The 18528-nt window shown below is 52.6% G+C and carries 16 protein-coding genes; 6 read left to right on the top strand and 10 right to left on the bottom strand.

Features of this window, described 5'->3' with window-relative positions; translation table 11 throughout:
- The first annotated feature begins 54 nt into the window (after positions 1-54).
- Both RHH53_RS04805 and RHH53_RS04800 read left to right on the top strand, forming a co-directional pair.
- Entirely contained in the window at positions 55-1224 is a 1170-nt protein-coding gene (locus RHH53_RS04805; protein ID WP_310744166.1) for a cysteine desulfurase family protein, read from the top strand.
- Positions 1225-1233: 9 nt separating this feature from the next.
- Positions 1234-1683, top strand: coding sequence for a hypothetical protein (locus RHH53_RS04800; protein WP_206201289.1), 450 nt, complete (start codon positions 1234-1236; stop codon positions 1681-1683).
- On the opposite strand, the gene RHH53_RS04795 is transcribed toward RHH53_RS04800, so the two are convergent.
- A complete protein-coding gene (locus tag RHH53_RS04795) occupies positions 1680-5402 on the bottom strand; it encodes an EAL domain-containing protein (protein WP_310744165.1) in 3723 nt (1240 codons plus the stop codon). The two genes, RHH53_RS04800 and RHH53_RS04795, sit on opposite strands and share 4 nt — an antisense overlap.
- Positions 5403-6114: 712 nt before the next feature.
- Between RHH53_RS04795 and RHH53_RS04790 the strand changes: the two genes are divergently transcribed.
- From RHH53_RS04790 to RHH53_RS04775, 4 genes are read left to right on the top strand one after another with little or no spacing between them, the layout of a single operon-like run.
- Complete coding sequence (locus RHH53_RS04790; protein ID WP_206201287.1) at positions 6115-6270, top strand: hypothetical protein; 156 nt, start codon at positions 6115-6117, stop codon at positions 6268-6270.
- 44 nt (positions 6271-6314) lie between these two features.
- Entirely contained in the window at positions 6315-6563 is a 249-nt protein-coding gene (locus RHH53_RS04785; RefSeq protein WP_310453268.1) for a hypothetical protein, read from the top strand.
- A gap of 13 nt (positions 6564-6576) precedes the next feature.
- On the top strand, positions 6577-7953 hold the full coding sequence (gene mgtE / locus RHH53_RS04780) for a magnesium transporter (protein ID WP_302676640.1): 1377 nt from the start codon (positions 6577-6579) through the stop codon (positions 7951-7953).
- Between the two features lie 3 nt (positions 7954-7956).
- Positions 7957-8658, top strand: a complete 702-nt coding sequence (locus RHH53_RS04775; protein WP_310437864.1) for an MgtC/SapB family protein — start codon at positions 7957-7959, stop codon at positions 8656-8658.
- Positions 8659-8663: 5 nt separating this feature from the next.
- Here RHH53_RS04775 and RHH53_RS04770 read toward each other — a convergent pair whose 3' ends face one another.
- From RHH53_RS04770 to RHH53_RS04730, 9 genes are all read right to left on the bottom strand, one after another.
- On the bottom strand, positions 8664-9065 hold the full coding sequence (locus RHH53_RS04770) for a hypothetical protein (RefSeq protein WP_206201284.1): 402 nt from the start codon (positions 9063-9065) through the stop codon (positions 8664-8666).
- Positions 9066-9204: 139 nt separating this feature from the next.
- On the bottom strand, positions 9205-10608 hold the full coding sequence (gene leuC, locus RHH53_RS04765) for a 3-isopropylmalate dehydratase large subunit (RefSeq protein ID WP_149817384.1): 1404 nt from the start codon (positions 10606-10608) through the stop codon (positions 9205-9207).
- 145 nt (positions 10609-10753) lie between these two features.
- Complete coding sequence (locus tag RHH53_RS04760) at positions 10754-11419, bottom strand: hypothetical protein (protein ID WP_206201282.1); 666 nt, start codon at positions 11417-11419, stop codon at positions 10754-10756.
- Positions 11420-11436: 17 nt separating this feature from the next.
- Complete coding sequence (locus RHH53_RS04755; protein WP_310454353.1) at positions 11437-12438, bottom strand: DNA methyltransferase; 1002 nt, start codon at positions 12436-12438, stop codon at positions 11437-11439.
- A gap of 67 nt (positions 12439-12505) precedes the next feature.
- Positions 12506-13462 carry a glutathione synthase gene (gene gshB, locus RHH53_RS04750; RefSeq protein ID WP_206201280.1) on the bottom strand — a complete coding sequence of 319 codons (957 nt, stop codon included), beginning with the start codon at positions 13460-13462 and terminating at the stop codon, positions 12506-12508.
- Positions 13463-13467: 5 nt separating this feature from the next.
- The gene (gene grxC / locus RHH53_RS04745) at positions 13468-13731 is read right to left on the bottom strand and encodes a glutaredoxin 3 (protein WP_250682073.1); all 264 of its coding nucleotides are present in this window, start codon (positions 13729-13731) and stop codon (positions 13468-13470) included.
- Positions 13732-13827: 96 nt separating this feature from the next.
- Positions 13828-15141 (bottom strand): CO2 hydration protein, encoded by a 1314-nt coding sequence (locus RHH53_RS04740; RefSeq protein WP_310437868.1) that lies wholly within the window; start codon positions 15139-15141, stop codon positions 13828-13830.
- Between the two features lie 15 nt (positions 15142-15156).
- A complete protein-coding gene (locus tag RHH53_RS04735) occupies positions 15157-16632 on the bottom strand; it encodes an NADH-quinone oxidoreductase subunit M (protein ID WP_310744164.1) in 1476 nt (491 codons plus the stop codon).
- A 27-nt stretch (positions 16633-16659) separates the two neighbouring features.
- On the bottom strand, positions 16660-18495 hold the full coding sequence (locus tag RHH53_RS04730) for an NAD(P)H-quinone oxidoreductase subunit F (protein ID WP_310437869.1): 1836 nt from the start codon (positions 18493-18495) through the stop codon (positions 16660-16662).
- Between the last annotated feature and the right edge of the window lie 33 nt (positions 18496-18528).

Genomic DNA, 18528 nt, shown 5'->3' with positions numbered 1-18528 from the left:
GGGACTGGGTTTTATGACAGTTCCGCCATTGGTTTTTGGGAGCTGCTCCTGCCCATGCAACTGTATTTCGACTATGGTGCAACAACCCCCTGTCGAGCAGAGGCTATTGCAGCGATGGTGGCGGCCTATGAACAGCAGTGGGGTAATCCATCGAGTATTCACGAGTGGGGGCAACGTGCAGCGATCGCCCTTGAGCAGGCACGGATGCAGGTGGCAGCACTGATTCATGCCCAAGCGGATGAAATCATTTTTACCTCTGGGGGCACAGAAGCGGATAATCTTGCCCTGTGGGGAATTTGCCAACGCTATCGCCAACCTCAGCATCTGATTATTTCGGCGGTCGAGCATTCGGCGGTGGCCAAACCGGCGGCTGCCCTTGAAGCTCAAGGCTGGCAAGTGACCCGCTTAGCGGTGAATCCCTGGGGAGAGGTGGAACCCGCCCAACTACGGCAGGCCCTGCAACCGAACACGGTCTTGGTCTCGATCATCTACGGCCAAAGTGAGGTGGGCACGCTGCAACCCATTGCTGAACTCGCAGCCATTTGCCAAGAGGCGGGGGTGCTTTTCCATACGGATGCGGTTCAAGTGGCGGGACGAGTTCCCTTGGATGTGCAACGGCTAGGGGTGGATTTACTCTCGCTGTCCAGTCATAAAATTTATGGCCCTCAGGGAGCGGGGGCGCTCTATGTGCGATCGGGGGTACCCCTAGAACCGCTCTTGCGTGGCGGGGGACAAGAACTGGGCCTCAGGGCGGGAACCCAAGCAGTGCCGACCTTGGTGGGTTTTGGGGTGGCAGCGGAATGGGCCGCCACTGAACTAGCGACAGAACCGATGCGCCTTGCTCAACTGCGCGATCGCCTGTGGCAGCAGTTGCAGGATCATCCCCAAGTGGAACGAACAGGGCATCCATGGCAGCGGTTGCCCCATCATTTGAGTTTGATCGTGCGCGATCGCCACGGCCAGCCCTTGAATGGCAAAACCTTTGTACGGCAACTCAACCTTGCGGGCATTGGCATTAGTGCGGGATCCGCCTGTCAAAGTGGTCAAACCCAACCCAGTCCCACCCTCTTGGCCATGGGCTACGATCCTGAAACCGCCAAAGCGGGAATACGCATTACCTTGGGGCGAGAGACCACCGCTGCCGATGTCGATTGGCTGGCCATAGTGCTGCGGCAATATCTTGCAGAGGCGATCGCCCCCCCCTTAGCGGTATCTCTTTCCTAGGGTGTATCCATGGTGTGGGCGGCATTATCTGCACAGGGGACTTGGGCACTGGCCAGCTATGGCGTGGTTGCCACCCTGATTCTGCTGTGGACGATTCTGCGATCGCTACAACACCCCTCGCAAAAAGCCGCCCTCGAAGCCGAAGTCGTGCGACTGCAAGATCACTGCAATCAACTCCAGCACCAACTTCAGGCAATAGCCGCCGAAAATCAACAATTGCGAGCAGGCAGCGATTACTGGCAACAGCAACACCAAGCCCTCAATGCTCAACTCACCACCCTAGAAACCACCTATCACCAACTGGAGATGAACCTTCAACGTCTCGAACAGGAGCGCGATCGCCTGCAACAGGCACTGCAACAGCCCGCCGACTGGTGGCAGGAAATGACGAAAAACTATCAAAGTTGGTGGGAAAGCCTGCCCTTTCTTCCCCATGAGGATACCAGCAGCAAGTCCTAGGACAAGCGATTAATCGGCAATGGTGGATAGAAGAGGTAGCCTTGGCCATAGCGACAACCGAGGTCGATTAATTGGGCGGCTTGGGTTGCTGTCTCCACCCCCTCTGCCACCACATCTAAGCGCAGGCTTTTACCGAGGGCAATCACGGCACCAATAATTTCTTGGGCCGCTTGGCTCTGCTCTAAGCTCTGGACAAAGGAGCGATCGATTTTCAGGGCGTGGATCGGCAACTGATGCAACCGACTCAGGGAGGAATAGCCCGTGCCAAAGTCATCAATGTTGAGGGCAACTCCCAGTTGTTGCAGTTCCTCGGCCACCTGCAATGTGGCTTCAAGGTTGCGGATCATGGTCGTTTCCGTAATCTCCAGATGCAACAGATGAGGGGGCAATTGGGCACGGCGCAGCGCCGCCAAAATATCACTGACAAAGTTGGCATCCACCAGTTGTTGAGGCGAGATATTAATGCCCAAGGTCATGGTCTGGCGACGGCTGTCCTGTTGCCGCCACTGGCTGAATTCCTGCATCGCCCGTTCAAAGACCTGTCGGCCAAGGCTAACAATGAGACCGGCTTGCTCCGCAAGGGCAATAAATTCGGCGGCAGGAATTTCACCCTTTTCAGGATCAAACCAACGACTCAGCGCCTCAAGACCCACGATCGCCCCGCTCTCCAGTTCAACAATGGGCTGAAAATAGACCTGTAGCTCACTGTTGGCGATCGCCTGATGCAGTTGACTCTCCAGCGTAAAGCAACTCTGGGCTTGGGTGTGCATTTGCGGGTCAAAAATCCGATACTGCCCCAGCCCCTGTTTTTTCGCTTGGTACATGGCAATATCGGCATCCCGCAACAGGGTAGTGGCCGAGGTGTCGGCGCGATCGCTAAAGGTGACGCCAATGCTGGCACTGAGACTTAACAGATGGCCATCAATGACCAAGGGCTCCTGAATCACCCGCTCTAGATCGGCAACCCGTGCTTCTACCTGAGCCACCATTTGCTCAGGATCCAGATCTTCACACAGCACCACAAACTCATCGCCACTCAGGTGAGCCAAGGTATCCCCCTCCGGCACCACACTTTGCATCCGCTGGGCAAGGGTAATCAGCACCTGATCTCCTGCTTGGTGTCCCAAGCTATCGTTAACCCGCTTAAAGCGATCAATATCAATAAAAACAACCGCAAAGGGGCGATCGCGATGGCGTTGATACTGCCGCCAGCAATGCTGCAATCGGTCTTGGAGCAGGGTGCGGTTCGGCAGTCCCGTTAGGGCATCGTGGAGGGCATCGTGAATTAAGCGATCCTCCATTTCCTTGCGGGGGGTAATATCGCGCCCCACACATTGATACTCCACACAGCGGCCATGGTGATCAAAAAAAGCACGGGTTGTCCATTCAAACCAAGCAAAACGTCCTTCACCAAAAGTCACGCCACATTCAATCGTGCTGATGGGCTGCGTGGGGGTGAGGGCTTGCAGATGCTGCTGGAAGCGTTGCTGCGTCAGCGGATCAAAGGGATGCTGGAGCACATCCCCCAGATCACAATTGATGCCCGCAGCAGCAAGATAGCGAAAGAAAGCGGGATTGCCAAAGGTGAGATGTCCCTCAGGGGTACAGCGATAGAGCAATTCTGTCTGTGCCTCCAGCACACGCCGATAGCGTTCCTTTTCCTGATGGAGGGCACTGACCAATTCGGCACGGTTGATGCCAAAGCCCAGTTGTTCGGCCAGTTGGCGGATCAGCTCCACCTCGTCAATCGCCCAAGGTCGAGGAGAAGAGCAGTGGTGGCACAGGAGTAATCCCCAGAGACGTTCCTCCTCAATAATCGGTACCACTAAGAGGGCACGCACCTGCAATTGGTTGAGAAAGTCGCGATGACACTGGGTTATTTCAGCGGTGTTAATATCAGCAACCGCCAGTACCCGCCCCTGAAGATAGGCTTCGGCAGACTCACGGTGGAAACAGGGGTCATAGAAGGTGCGGTGCATGAGAGAAAACTGCGGTGCCGCCACCGATTCAGCCACCACCTCACCCCGGCCATCGGCATAGAACTGGAAAATGAGGGTGCGATCGACCCCCAGCAGTTGACGCACTTCCTCAAGGGCGGTTTTAAGAACCGTTTCCAGATCAAGGGAACGGCGAATTTTCAAGGTTAGCCGATGCAGGAGTTCCGCTTGGGTTTGCCGTCGCTGTAACGAAGTAGTGGAGTCCACCTGAAGCGTAATATTCTGGAAGAAAACCGCAAGGCCTCGGCCAGTGGGAAAAGCCCGTACCGCAAACCATTGGTTCAGCCCCTCATAGAAGGCTTCAAATTGGACGGGAGTTTGCTCTGCCATTGCCCGCCGACTTTGGCTTTCAAAAATTGAGTTGCGGGCATCGGGAAAGAGATCCCAGAGGTTTTTCCCCAGCATCTCTGAGGCAGATTTCCCCACTAGACGGCAAAAATTTCCGTTGACATAGATAACTGTGAAGTCGCGATCCACTTCAAAAAAGTGATCCGACATGCTCTCCAAAATATCAGTCACTTGGTTGTAGGCCGCTTGCAGGCGATCGCTAAATTGGCGCTGTTCCGTGACATCCCGTGCAGCACCATAGATGCGCCCTTGACTGAGCAGGCCTTGCCATTCGTACCAGCGATAGTCTCTCCCTTGGGTGCGCAGGCGAATTGTGTGGTTACTGATTTGCTCCCCAGCAAGGAGACGTTGCTGCATCTCCCGATGGCGGGGGCGATCGCCGGGGTGGAGAAATTCCTCAAACTTTGCCCCTGCCAACCGATTCAGGTCATAGCCCAAGCAGGTATGCCAGTGTTGATTCACCCGCCGCAGCCGTCCCTCACTATCGGCAATCATAAATAGCTCTAGGGAGGAGCCAAAGAAATACTCTAATTCAGCCGTTTTTTGGGCAATTTCTGCTTGCAGACGCATGCGATCGCTAATGTCCCGCTGCACACCAAAGTGGCCAATGATTTCCTTATTTTGGTTGTAGAGACACACATAATTCCCCTCAACCCAAAAGGAGCTACCATCGCGGCGGTGCAGTTCAATTTCAATGTGAAAATAGCCCAGATCAAAGAGTGCTCGCCACAGCCGTTTGGCGAGTTCCAGATCATCCTTAAAGCAAATGCGCGGCGTCAGGCCAATCAGCTCCTGCGGCGGTAATTGATACTGCTGGGCAAAGGCACTGTTGACACGCGTAATCCGCTGATGATCAAGGACATACTCCAAGATTTCCTCTTTGTTGACCGTGTCATCCCAGCGAATGGGCTGATCCAACATCATGAAGAAGCAGGCCTCAAGGGATTGTTGAAAAAAGGCTTCCAGTAGTTCTTGCTTGGCTTGTAGCTCTAGCTCGAGTTGACGGCGACGGGTAATATCCCGCGATGTGGAGACTAAAAATAAAACATTTCCCCCTGCATCACAAATGGGGTGCGTGAGGGTTTCCAACCAAACATATCCGCCATGCTTTTTGCGGATGCGATAGGTTTCTATCACATTCACACTGCCTTGCAGGGCGAGGGCATGGGCACCACTGCGAATGCGCTCTGCATCCTCAGGATGAAATAATGTGTAGGGACTCTTACCAATCAGTTCTCCAGGAGAATAGCCTAAAAGGGTTTTGCTGGAGGGAGTCACATATAAATAGTTGCCATCCGGTTCGTGCAGGCAAATGAGATCATCGGTGTAGTTGACCAATAATTCAGTAAAGTGCTCAAATTCATCTATAATCATTCGCTAGAATCCACAATTTTTATCACGCATTAAGATACTTCTGGACGTTTTACACTATAAAACTTTAAGTAATGATTAACAATTTTAGCGAATGACAGCCCTTTCCTGAAATATCAGCGACATAACGGGAGTGCGGTGCTCTGCCATCGGGGCTTTTACCGGGGTGAGGGTGTTCGATCGCTGTGAAAAGGGCGATACGACCAGAAATGCCCCACTGCAATGCCCTAGCTGTTCATATGATCCTTGACAAAGACTTGCTCACCCCCTAAAATGCCTATTGGCAGTTGGAAGATTTCCTAGGCTGCTGGCATTTGTCTATTTTTGGAGATTTTCTTAATGGAGTCTAGTAGGAGTCACTGTAATGCTGCTTCTGGTGACCCCATCTCCGCTAATGAAGATCCCTGCCATAGGTGGAGCCTCTCTCCCCTAAGGATCGCCGAGGTGAATTCAGACTTGTCTGCTGCCTAATGGCTTGAACTTCTGGTTCATCTCCGCGCGTTCCAAGGCAGTCGATCTGCAAATGGAGATGGATCACGAAGCAAATTGGTCAATAGGTCTCAGTCTCGTATCTACCTGAGTCTGCCTAAGGTTGGCTGGCTCAAATCTGTTTGTTGTTGAGAGCGATCGCCCGTAGTCAAGCGTTTTTATTGAACGACTACTTTTCATCGCTCAAGTTGTTGCGTGGCAAAACCATTAGCAACGGAGAGTTTCTATGTTTGAAGTTTGTTTGTTCAGCATGATGGCCGAAATGCTGGGAATTACCCTTTCGGAAGTGCTGGGTGTTGCCCTTGGCCACCTGATGATTACGGTCATGAGCCAAGCGATCGCCCACTTGGGAGAGTTCTCACCCTTTGAGTTGTCTCGTTAAACCCTAAAACATCCTATTGTCGTTTCTCAATGGAGCTTAGAACCATGATAACCCACGATGCAAAGCAGGCATTTCTGTGCCCCTATACCCTTTACCGTGGGCACGTCACCCTAGACGCGCTGACCTTTGATGCCTACCTGCAGAAATTTGCTCAACGAGCAGGGTTTATTGCTGCTCTCCATACGAGTGGGAAACTTTCTACATCCGAAGCCTACAACCAGTTGGCTGATCTCTGGCATCAATTGAGCGAAGCCTATGCCCCTGTCTCACCCACCCTAAATTGTCAACCATAGAAGGAGCAATGCGATGGTAATCAATCCCCTCGATGATCTGCTGACCTATCCGCAGGGTCTCGGTGCTGCCAAGCGGACAGCCAACCAACTGACGATTCCTGAGCTAGTGCGCGCCCTGCGCCAAATTGACCCCCATAAGCGGGTATTGGCCTTTCGCCTCCTCGAAAAAGACAAGGCGATCGCAGTCTTTGAAGCCCTGACTCCCGATGAGCAGGCAACCCTCATTGAAGGGATGACGGATCCTGAGATTCTGCATTTTCTAGAAGCCCTTGAGGCCGATCAACGGGTGCGTCTCTTTGAGGAATTACCTGCCAAGGTCACCAAACGGTTGCTCAGCCAGTTAAGCTCAGAATCCCGCGACGCCGTGAACCTGCTGTTGGGCTATCCTGAGGGCACAATTGGTCGGCGCATGAATCTGCGCTACTTGGCGCTGCGGCAAGACTTGACCGTGGAGCAGGCGATCGCCGCTATCCGTGAGAGTTCCTTGGATATTAATGACCTGAGCATTATTTTTGTCATTGATGAACAGCGCTTTTATCGTGGCTTTGTGCAGCCGATCCAGTTGATGAAAGCAAATCCCCACCAGCCGCTTCAAGATTTGGTGCAAGGACAGGAACTGGCGATCGCTGTGACCGCGCCGGAACTATCCGCAGCCAAACTCCTCAAGGAATACGATGTCCCTGCTATTCCTGTGGTGGATCAAGAGGGGCGACTGGTGGGCGATATCACCTTTGATGATGTGATTGACCTGATTGAGGAGGAGGCAACGAGCACCATTTTGGCGCAAGCAGGTGTGGGCAACTTGCTCAACCGCGATCAAGCTTGGAGTGAACGACTGGTGCGCGGTCCCATTCGCTATGCAGTGCAACTGCGGATTATCTGCCTGATCATTACCCTCATTGGCGGTATGATTGTTGGCGGCGTGATTCAGTACTTTGAGGAAGTTCTGGAAGCCGTCGTTGCCGTAGCCATTTTCATTCCTGTGGTCATGGACATGGGAGGCAATGTCGGTACCCAATCCACCACTGTCTTTGCCCGTGGTCTTGCTTGGCAGCACATTGATATTCGTCGCTATGGCGGTTATCTCTTTCGCGAGTTTCGCATTGGTGCGATCATGGGTCTTATCTTGGGAACTGCTGGCGGCTTGATTGCCTTCTTCTGGCAAGGGCTACCCAACGACATTCCCCAACTGGGACTGGCTGTAGGGATTTCACTTTTTGTTGTAATTACCTTCGCGGCGATCTTAGGGGCATTGCTTCCTTGGGTGTTGCTGAAGTTGGGCTTTGACCACGGGCCAGCGGCGGATCCCTTTATCACAACCATCAAGGACTTTACAGGGCTGTTGCTCTACTTCTATCTGGTGAGTGTCTTCCTAGGGCTGTCGTTTTAACCGATGTCAACGAGTGATTTTATTGTCCGTTTGGTAGCAGCCTTTTGTCTTGGGGCAGCCCTCGGCTTGGAGCGACAATGGCGGCAACGCATGGCCGGTCTGCGCACAAATACCCTCGTGGCAACGGGGGCAGCACTATTTGTCATGCTCTCGGCTTTGACGCCGGGGGAAGCGAGTCCAACGCGGATTGCCGCCCAAATTGTCTCTGGTATTGGGTTTCTCGGCGGGGGCGTGATCCTGCGGGAAGGCCTCTCAGTACGGGGTTTGAATACGGCCGCTACTCTCTGGTGTGCAGCGGCGGTGGGGGCACTGTGTGGTTCGGGATTACTCTATCAGGCAACCTTAGGAGCAGTGGCAGTGCTCGTGGCCAATCTGCTCTTGCGTCCCCTCGGCTATCGCATCAATCAGCAGCCCCTCAAGGGCACCGAAGTGGAGTTGTGCTATCGCTGTGATATTGTCTGCCGTGCTGAGGCAGAGGCTCATTTGCGGGCACTGCTGTTGCAGTCATTAGCGGGCAGTCGGCTGAAGTTGCGATCGCTCCTCAGCGAGGATATTGAAGACACCCCCGATCGCGTCCATATTGAAGCAGAACTCCTCAGTCAAGAGCGCAATGATGACTTTGTAGAAGGGCTAGTGAGCCGCTTGAGTTTAGAACCCAGTGTTCTTTCGGCGCGCTGGCGCATTACAGAGCAGGAGTATGGTTGATTTCTCTAGGGATAGAGGCGCATATTCAGACGAGCCGTGGTGCCCGCTTGCGGACATTGCAGACGCGGCGTATAAGTACCGCCAACTCGCCACACGGAAATATAGCGATTATCCCGTACCCATTGAATGGTTACTTCGCCACTACAGCCAAAATTACCGCCAAGATCGCGATCGCTAAAAAAGCCGCGCACGAAGCCATTGCCGCTTGCCGTGACGTTAATGGTGCCCTCATAAACTCGTCCATTGACTTTGGTGGTGTAGGGCAAGATGTCTCCCGGCAAGGGGCTAAGCTGGTAGCCGTAAATTTCAGTCAGCCCGCTATCAGAAACTAGCGTCTCAGCAGCAGCAGGCAAAATAGAGGCCATACCCAGAACCACTGCCCCCAGCAAGCCCTGTAACATTTTCATAGACAGCCTCCTTTTGGAAAGATTGGAAACATAAACCGCTCCTCCCCTTGTCTCTATTGTCATTGTCTAGGAGGATAATTTCATACTTTAGGGAATGTGACAGGGCTGATAAAGAACTTGATATCTATTAAGCAGGACATCAAAGAAATGCCCGCACATCTGTAACTTCACCCGTAATAGCTGCGGCGGCCACCATCGCTGGACTCATGAGGAGTGTCCGTCCCGCTGCTGATCCTTGGCGTCCTTTGAAGTTGCGATTGGAAGATGAGGCACTGATCTGACGCCCTTGCAGCTTGTCGGGATTCATGGCGAGGCACATCGAGCAACCAGGATTGCGCCATTCAAACCCTGCGGCTTGGAAAATGACATCGAGACCCTCCGCTTCGGCTTGCGCTTTCACCCGTTCTGAACCGGGAACCACAAAGGCTTTGACACCGGGTTTGACTTTGCGCCCTTCGACAACTTTGGCAGCCTGCCGCAGATCACTAATGCGACCATTGGTGCAACTGCCAATAAAGCAGACATCAATCTTGGTGCCTTGAATGGGCTGCCCCGGTTGCAGATCCATGTAGGCATAGGCTTCAGCGGCGATCGCCCGTTCTGCCTCGGGCAAACTCTCTAGGGTGGGCAAGGTCTCATCCACCGCAACGCTTTGGCCGGGGGTAATGCCCCAAGTGACCGTCGGTGCAATATCTGCAGCTGCAAATGTGACAACATCATCGTATTCAGCATCGGCATCACTGACGAGCGATCGCCACCACACCAGCGCCTCATCCCAAGCCTTGCCTTGGGGAGCAAAGGGGCGGCCTCGTAAATAGGCAAAGGTGGTTTCATCGGGGTTGACATAACCGCAGCGGGCTCCCCCTTCAATGGCCATATTGCAGACGGTCATCCGCTCTTCCATTGAGAGCTGGGCAAAGGTACTGCCAGCAAACTCATAGGCATAGCCAACACCGCCTTTAACACCAAGGTGGCGAATAATGTGGAGGATGAGATCCTTGGCATAGACCCCAGAGCCAAGGGAGCCATTCACTTCTACTTTGCGAACCTTGAGCTTATTGAGGGCGAGGGTCTGAGTCGCCAACACATCCCGCACTTGACTGGTGCCAATCCCAAAGGCGATCGCCCCAAAGGCACCGTGGGTAGAGGTGTGGCTATCCCCGCAGGCGATCGTCATCCCCGGTTGCGTTAACCCCTGCTCGGGAGCAATCACATGGACAATGCCCTGACGACCGGAGCCAATCCCAAAGAAAGGAATATGGTGAGCACGGCAATTCGCCTCAAGGGCTTGCAGCATCTCTTCGGCAAGGGCATCTTGGAGAGGACGCGCCAGCGTATCTGTCGGCACAATATGATCCACCGTCGCCACGGTTCGCTGCGGATACAGCACCGCCAATCCCCGCTCCCGCAGCATGGCAAAGGCTTGGGGACTCGTCACTTCGTGAATCAGGTGCAGGCCAATAAAGAGCTGCGTTTGCCCTGAGGGCAGTGTCGCCACCGTGTGCTGTTCCCAAACCTTATCAAAGAGTGTGCCGCGACTCATAGACTCGTGAAAAAATCCAGCCTATCAATTATAGGCAAAAGGAAGAGATTCAGTACAGTGATTATACAAGGCAACTATCCGTTTTCAGTCGCATCACGGCCATGTTGCAGCTTGGTTTATGATGTTTAACTTTATGAAAAAAGCTTTAATCGCTATGATTAAGCCAAAACTCGCGAACCTTTGTAAAGTATTTCAACCGCCCTTCAATTTTGCTAATTTCACGGGGATAGAATTCAGCTAATGCATCACACAACTCAAGCATCCACTGCTTACGGGAGTAGCCACGGTTAATCGTTAAAACATTAGAGTTCGCAATCTGAATTTGCCCCCAACCCAAAGGGCCAATTGTTAAGCAGTCCCACCCCAAAAACTCGATTGGCAGAAATTGAACATTTTCAATACCGATACGAGTTCTTTGAGCCTCATAGGCAATCAGCAAAATTGCAAAAACATTTTCATCTGATTGATAGAAACGAGTGAGGCGTTCTACAGAAATTAAATTGGGCATATTAAACTGTGTACTCAATCTGTGGGTTTTCACGTCAATGACATAGTAAAATCCTTGATCATCCTTGAAAGCGAGATCAGCCATGGCTCTACGGGCAAAATGTGCTGAATAGTTTTTACAAATCTCTTCACCAAGAACCGCCTGTAGATGATTGGCAAGAATTTGCTGAACAGCATCGCCAACAGCTCTTGGGCTATTGATTGTCACAGCAGACAAGAAATCTTCCTGTGAGTTTAAGAGTTCTTTGATGTTTTCTTCGATTTGACCAATCTGATCACCATAGAAAATATGTCTTTTTTCCATTGATTCTTATGTTTCCTCTAGGGAAAAAGCTCTGGTTGGTGAAATAGTTTTTCGCACTGATACTGCTTTTGCGTAAAACGTCCTTGCTCACTTAATGTGTTTCTTTCCCAAAACACGCCATCAGCATAGCCCTGAATCGAAGCATCTACTTCAGCCATTTCAAGGCGCTTCTCCGCTAGGCAAGCATAAGTCTCATCCAGTTCAACCCCCAAAAAACGCCTACCGAGCTTCTTGGCAACGACAGAGCTTGTTCCGGAGCCGAGGAACGGATCAAAAATAATGTCATCTGGATTGGAGCTAGCTAAAATGACCTTAGCCAGTAGTTTCTCGGGCTTTTGGGTGGGATGATCTGTATTTTCTGGCATTGACCAAAAGGGCACAGTTAAGTCTGTCCACAGGTTAGAAGGATGCGTTAGGCGGTAATTTCCTTCTTCCGTGGCTTCCCAATCTTTGGGATGTCCATTGACTCTATAGGGAGCGATGACTTTACGCTTGAGCTTAACAGCCTCAACATTAAAGGTGTACTCATTAGAAACAGTGCAGAACCATATATCCTCGGAGGCATTTTTCCAATTCTTGCTTGCTCCTCGTCCTTTCTCGCGCTCCCATGTAATTCGGTTGCGGATTTGAAAACGGTCTTTAATGACTTCAAATACAGCAGTTGAGGATTCCCAATCAGAGCAAATGTAAATAGATGCAGTTGGTTTTAGAATTTTTTCAAGACTCGACAAGCAAGACTCTAGCCAGTTAATGTAATCCTCTAAACTTTTTTTCTTGAAGCTAATTGAGTTAAATACTTTGTTCAGGTTGTAAGGTGGATCAATAAACAGCAAATCAACAAATTGACTTGGGAGAAACTTGATGACCTCAAAGATATCTTGATGGATGGTGCGGTTAATGATTTCTGATAAGCTCACAGGATGACTCAACCGTAGGAGTCGCTGTCGATACTTCGCTTGTTCTTGCTCGGTCAACGTAATTGTTCTATTTCTGGGGGCGCGTTCTTTGCTGTGAACCATATCGCTTTATCAAAACTTGATTACTGGTTTGAATCACATCCCCTGAGTGGCTAAGCATAACTCAATGTTAGCCTAATAGCCAAGCCATCACCTGTTGACCAAGGCAAGTCCCATTGAGGCGATCAATCTCACGAACGCCCGTGGGGCTAGTGACATTCACTTCTGTCAAATAGCCACCAATGACATCAATCCCCACAAAGTACAGGCCATCGCGCCGTAGGGCAGGGGCTAAAGTTTGACAAATCTGGCGATCGCGCTCGGTAATTTCCACTGCTGCCACGCGTCCGCCGGTGGCCATATTGCCCCGAAATTCATCCCCTGTGGGAATCCGATTCACAGCACCAATGGGTTCCCCATTGAGGAGAATGATTCGTTTATCGCCTTCCTTGGCCGCGGGTAGGTACTCCTGCACCATCACCGGTAGCTGTCCCCACTGAGTACTCATTTCAATCATGGAATTGAGGTTGCGATCGCCCGCCTGCAAAAAGAGAATGCCTTCTCCGGCTTTGCCCCCCAAGGGCTTGAGAACGGCCATGCCCTGCTGCTGCACAAATTCCCGAATGCGCTGCTTATCTCCTGTGACAATGGTCTTGGGAGTCACACTCGTAAATTGCAGGGCATACATCTTTTCATTGGCATGGCGCAACCCTGCGGGCGAGTTGAGGACAAGGGTGGTCTGGGGATCGATTAAATCAAGACAGTACGTGGCATAGAGGTAGGCGGTATTCACGGGGGGATCCTTGCGCATCCACACCGCTCGAAAGGTGTTGAGGGGTCGCCATTCCACTGCCCCCGTCTGAAACCAAGGTTGGGGAATCTGCCACTGGCTGGCCACTAGTTGCACGGGCGATAACTGGATCGGGGTGAGCGCTGCCCATACCTGACCTTCGCGGATCAGCAGTTGGGAAATTTCCGTTACCCACACCTGTGCGCCTGCCGCTTGCGCTGCTTCCATCAAGGCCACACTGGTATCGTGGCCGGGGTCAAGGCGGGCGATCGGGTCAATAATAAAGGCAATATCCACCGTCATTAAGCTGCCGCTTGCAACAGAGCGTCCAATTTCCCTTGTGCCTCTAGGGCATAAAGATCATCGCAGCCGCCAATGTGTTCGTTGTTAATAAAAATTTGCGGGAGCGATCGCCGGCCATGGGCACGTTGAGCCATTGCAGCACGAGCCGCTTCATCGCCATCAATGACGTACTCGGTAAATTTTACTCCTTTGCGGGTTAACAGCTGCTTTGCCCGAATACAAAAAGGACAACGAGACCACGTATAAATTTCCACGTTGGCCACGGCTTTACCTCGTTACAAAAATTCACTTTGATTCCAGCCTAGCAAAAAGGGAGAAGAGACACACCCCCTCTCCCTAATGTCCTGTCCTACAACTCCCTACAAATAATTGGGATCTTGGACATTGCGAATTTTGCAGGCTTCAGCAATGCCGTACTGCGGTCGCAAAAAGCGATCCATCTGAGCCACAAAGAAACGCCGGTTGGCCATGAGATGCTCCGGATTGGGATCATCTAAGGGGTAGTAGAAGGCGGCACGGGTTGCTTGCAAAACAGCGGAGGTTACCGTGTACATCGCATGCTGGAAGGCAATTCCCAACTGCACCAAAATATCATCCTCGCCGCGACAGTGCTGGTGGAAGTAATCCTTCAGGTACTGGGGTAGGAAGTGATACATGTCCTGATGCAGCAGTGTGGGGGGAATCCCCGCCGTCCCCACCGGGAATTTATCGGCAAAGAGAATGCCATAGTGGAAGTCCACCTGATCAGTGGGCACCTGATTGGCTTGGGCATTGTAGGACTTCGTTCCCCGGAAGGGCGCCGTGCGGTAAAAGACCGCTTCCACATAGGGGAAGGCTGCTTCATAGAGCCACATAAAGCCCTTTTCCTTGGGCACAAGGACATGCACCTCGCCATCAATATAGACGTGGTGGTAAATCGGGCGACCGGCAATGGCAAAAATTCCATTGACCAAGAAGTTCATGGCATCCTTGACGCTGGTAATGCTGCCCTCGTCATAGCGATCGCTCATCTCGAAGAAGACGGGTGCCATCACTTCCCAAAATAGCCCCAGCACGTTCATGTAGGTGGCTTGGCGAGCCTGCTCCAAGAAGAGGTCGGGAAAGAGCTTGTACAGCCCGAGCATCAGCGGGTTGCCTTTGAAGTAGGCGCGGATTGCCCTATCGGCGGCGGCTTTGTACTCTTCAGAGTCAAGGTAGATATCCAGCTGCCCCCCCATGCGATGCCACATCATTGAGCGCGCCAAGCTTTCGGAAAACTCCATGTTGATGCGGTCGTGCCAAAGGTGGTGGAGCAGACGCGGCATTTTCCCTGTTTCCCCCTTTGCAATAAATTCCATCAATTCGGGGTGGGCATGGGCAGGGCCACGCCAAATCCGCAGATCCGCTGTATCCCCAGCATAGTGATTGGCCAACTCAAAGTAGTCCTTGGTTGGAAAATACTTGAAGAAGGGAAAAGGATGGATAAATACCCGCTCACCGAGGTACAGCAAATTCCGCCAGTAAAAGTCCATCGGAATGGCGTAGGCCTTGTACATACCGATGATCTTCATCAGGTTCACTGGCGTGTCGGGAATGAGGGCACCCCCCGCCTCAAGGCGGTAAATAATGTCGGCGAGGGGGTGATCCAGTGGGGGCAGTTTTGCCGAACTGGGACGCTCAATTGTTTCAACCATGGTTTCCTCTCTGAGCTATAGGGGTAAACTGGCAACGGTTTCGGTGGCAGTGGGGATGGCGGCAACCAGCTGCGCACTGGTGGTTTCACTCCAACGCACCAGCCATGTTGGTTGGATGCCCAGAACCAGAATCAGCAGTGTCAGTACCATAGCGGGGAACTTCTCTGACCAAACCACCCGTGGGTAGTAGGCAGTGGCATTGTCAAGACGACCAAAGCAGGTGCGGTTAATCAAAATTACAAAATAAACAGCCGTGAGGCCGGTGCCCACCACCGCAATTAGAGTTGGCATCGGGAAGGTACCATAGCTGCCTTGGAAGATTAAAAATTCCGCCACAAACCCCACTAATCCTGGAATACCGGCACTGGCCATCCCCCCCAAAATGAGGAGAGCACTGGTGGTCGGTAACCCCCGCAGAGGATTGAGCAAGCCATTGAGCACATTGAGTTCGCGGGTGCCAACTTTCGTTTCAATGACGCCAACCAAATAGAATAGCAATGCCAAAATCAGGCCATGGCTAATCATTTGGGCAATGGCGCCGACGACGCTGAGGTGGGTATGGGCTGCTGCCGCCAACAATACGTAGCTCATGTGACCAATGGAGCTATAGGCCACCATGCGTTTAATGTCCTTTTGGGCGATCGCAGCCAGTGCTCCATAGCTAATGCCAAGAGCCGCCACAAGGGCCAGCAGGCCAGAAAACTGCCCCCAAGCCTCTGGAAAACAGCCTAAGGCAAACCGCACTAGGCCATAGGCACCCAGCTTAGCTAGGATCCCCCCAAGGAGAATGGCGGTTGGCATTGAGGCTTCCACATAGGCATCGGGCAACCAACTGTGAAGGGGCACCAAGGGCATTTTGATGCCAAAACCTAGGATCAACAGCAGCAGCAGAATCCCTTGGGTCGTCGGTGCCAAGCCAGCAACCTGAATATCTTGATAGTCAAAGCTAGGAGCGTGGGTGAGCCAGCCCATCCCCAAAAAGGCAGCTAGCACGAGAATTCCTGAGACTGCCGTATAGATCAGAAACTTGATCGCTGCCTGCTCGCGACGCTGCCCGCCCCAGATCAAAATCAACAGGTAAAAGGGCACCAACTCAACTTCGTAAAAGAGAATGAACAGCAGCAGATTTTGTGCTGCGAACGCCCCGGTAATTCCCGCATTGGCCAAAAGAACAAGGGCATAGAAGAGCCGATGGCCACTTTTTTCACCCGTGAACACAACCACAAGGGTTAAGAACGTTCCCAAGACAATCAGCGGGAGGGACAACCCATCCACACCAAGGGAATAGTTCAATCCCAAGGGCGACAGCCACGGCACAAATTCCGTAAATTGTAGTGCGGTCTGCTGGACATCAAACTGCGTCAGCATCCAGAGGGACAGGGCAAAGGTGACACCAGCGCTCACCAAAGCAACCGAACGCAAGGCTCGTTCTGGCAGCAGCGGCATCAGCAGCGCACCGATGACAGGCAAAACAATTAACAGCGTCAGCATAGGGCAAGAACCTCAAGGAATGGAGCACTAAGCCAGCAGTGGCCAACAAATGGCAATCACCAGAAGGGCGACCCCCATCAAAATGGTGAGGATATAGGCTTGGGATTGACCCGTTGTACTGTACTTCAGGCGATCGCCCCCCAACAGGGTTGCCCCGCCAAAGGCATTGCCAGTGCCATCCACAAACGTGCGATCAAACCAAGCAGTCATGCGGGAAATCATATCCACTGCTCCCACCACGGTGGCTTTGTAGAGCTTCGGCGTATAGAAATCGTAGGCCAGCAGATCCTGTACCGACGGTAGGGGAAACTGCACCGGCTTGGGAATGGCTTGGCCGAGATAGACCCATGCGGCTGCACCCCAGCCCAAGATAGCGGTTACCGTCAGGGCAGCTGCTGTGGTTAAGGAAGGATCTGTCCAAATCACCCAATCAAAGCGCCCCATGAGAATGGGCAAGTGCAGCACCAGACCCAGATCAACGGTCATCGGCAAAATCATCGGCCAAAAGACCTCGGGCGATCGCGCCGTCATTGGTTTGACCTCACCGCCCCAAATCAGGCAGAACGTGCGACCAAGACTAAAGGCAGCAAACGCATTCATCAATAGAAGCACCACCCCCACCCAAGGCAGTTGGGCAAAGGCCGTATCCAGCAATTCTGCCTGTGGGAAAAAGCTGGCCAAGGGGGGAACCGCCAGCAACCCTGCAGAACCAACGAGAAACGAAATACCGGAAATGGGGCGCCGCGACCACAGCCCGCCCAATAGGCGCAGATCTTGGGTAATGCTATTCCAAATAATGCTGCCAATGCTCATCATCAGCAGTGCCATGGCCACGCCGTAGGTGAGGATAAAGACAAAGGCTAAGCCCGGCTCCTTGAGACCAACGGCAATAAACACCCAGCCCATGTAGGCACTCACCAAATAGGAGAGGGCGCGTTTAATGTCCACTTGGGCAATGGCAATCAGGGTTCCTCCCAAGGCAGTGACGCTACCAATGACCAGCAAACCTGTTAGAGCGACAGAGGAAAGGCTCAGCACCGGCGTCAGCTTCACCAGCACCCATGCCCCCGTGCCCACAACAATGGCATTCCGCAGAATAGAGGCAGGCACAGGGCCTTCCATGGCCTCATCCAACCACAGATGCAATGGGAATTGGGCACATTTCCCCATTGGCCCAGCAATCAGCGCCAAACAAATTAGGGTAATGAGGGTGGGATCCACCTGAGCCGTAGCTGCCCAAGCCGCTAAATCGTCGTAGTTCCAAGAGCCAGCAAGGGGATAAATCGCCAACACCCCCATCAGCAGCACCAAGTCTCCCACCCGCTTGGTGAGGAAGGCATCGCGGGCACCGGTCACCACCAGCGGTTGGTTAAACCAGAAGCCAATGAGCAAATAGGTCGCTAGGGTCAGAATTTCGAGCATGACATAGTTAAAAAACAGAGAATCCAGCAGCACCAGCGCCCCCATCCCCCCCTCAAACAGAGCCAATAGGGCAAAAAAGCGCGCCCAGCCCCAATCCATCTCCATGTAGCCGATGGCAAAGATCTGAGCCATGAGGTTCAAACCCGTAATCAGCATCAGGGCGGTGGTGGTCAAGATGGAAATTTCCACCGGAATGTCAAAGTGCAGACCCGCCACATCCAGCCACGTCCAGTGCAAAGACTGCGGCGGTTGGTTGGCGATCGCCACCGTGGCCAACAGTGCATGAACAAAGGAGAACAACGTGAGCAAGAGATTCAAATAGCCCGCTGGACGAGGTCCCGTTTTCCGGGTGATCCCCGGTGACCAAATCAAGGACAGCACCATTCCCGCCAGCGAGTAAAAGGGAATGAGCCATACTGTGTCCGCAAATGATTGCAACATAAACCCCGCTTATGCCTATGGACAAGACTAATT

The organism is Thermosynechococcus sp. PKX82 (assembly GCF_031583255.1).
Classification (GTDB): Bacteria; Cyanobacteriota; Cyanobacteriia; order Thermosynechococcales; family Thermosynechococcaceae; genus Thermosynechococcus.
Note: the sequence above shows the minus strand (reverse complement) of the source record. Positions and strands in the feature narration are given on the sequence as shown.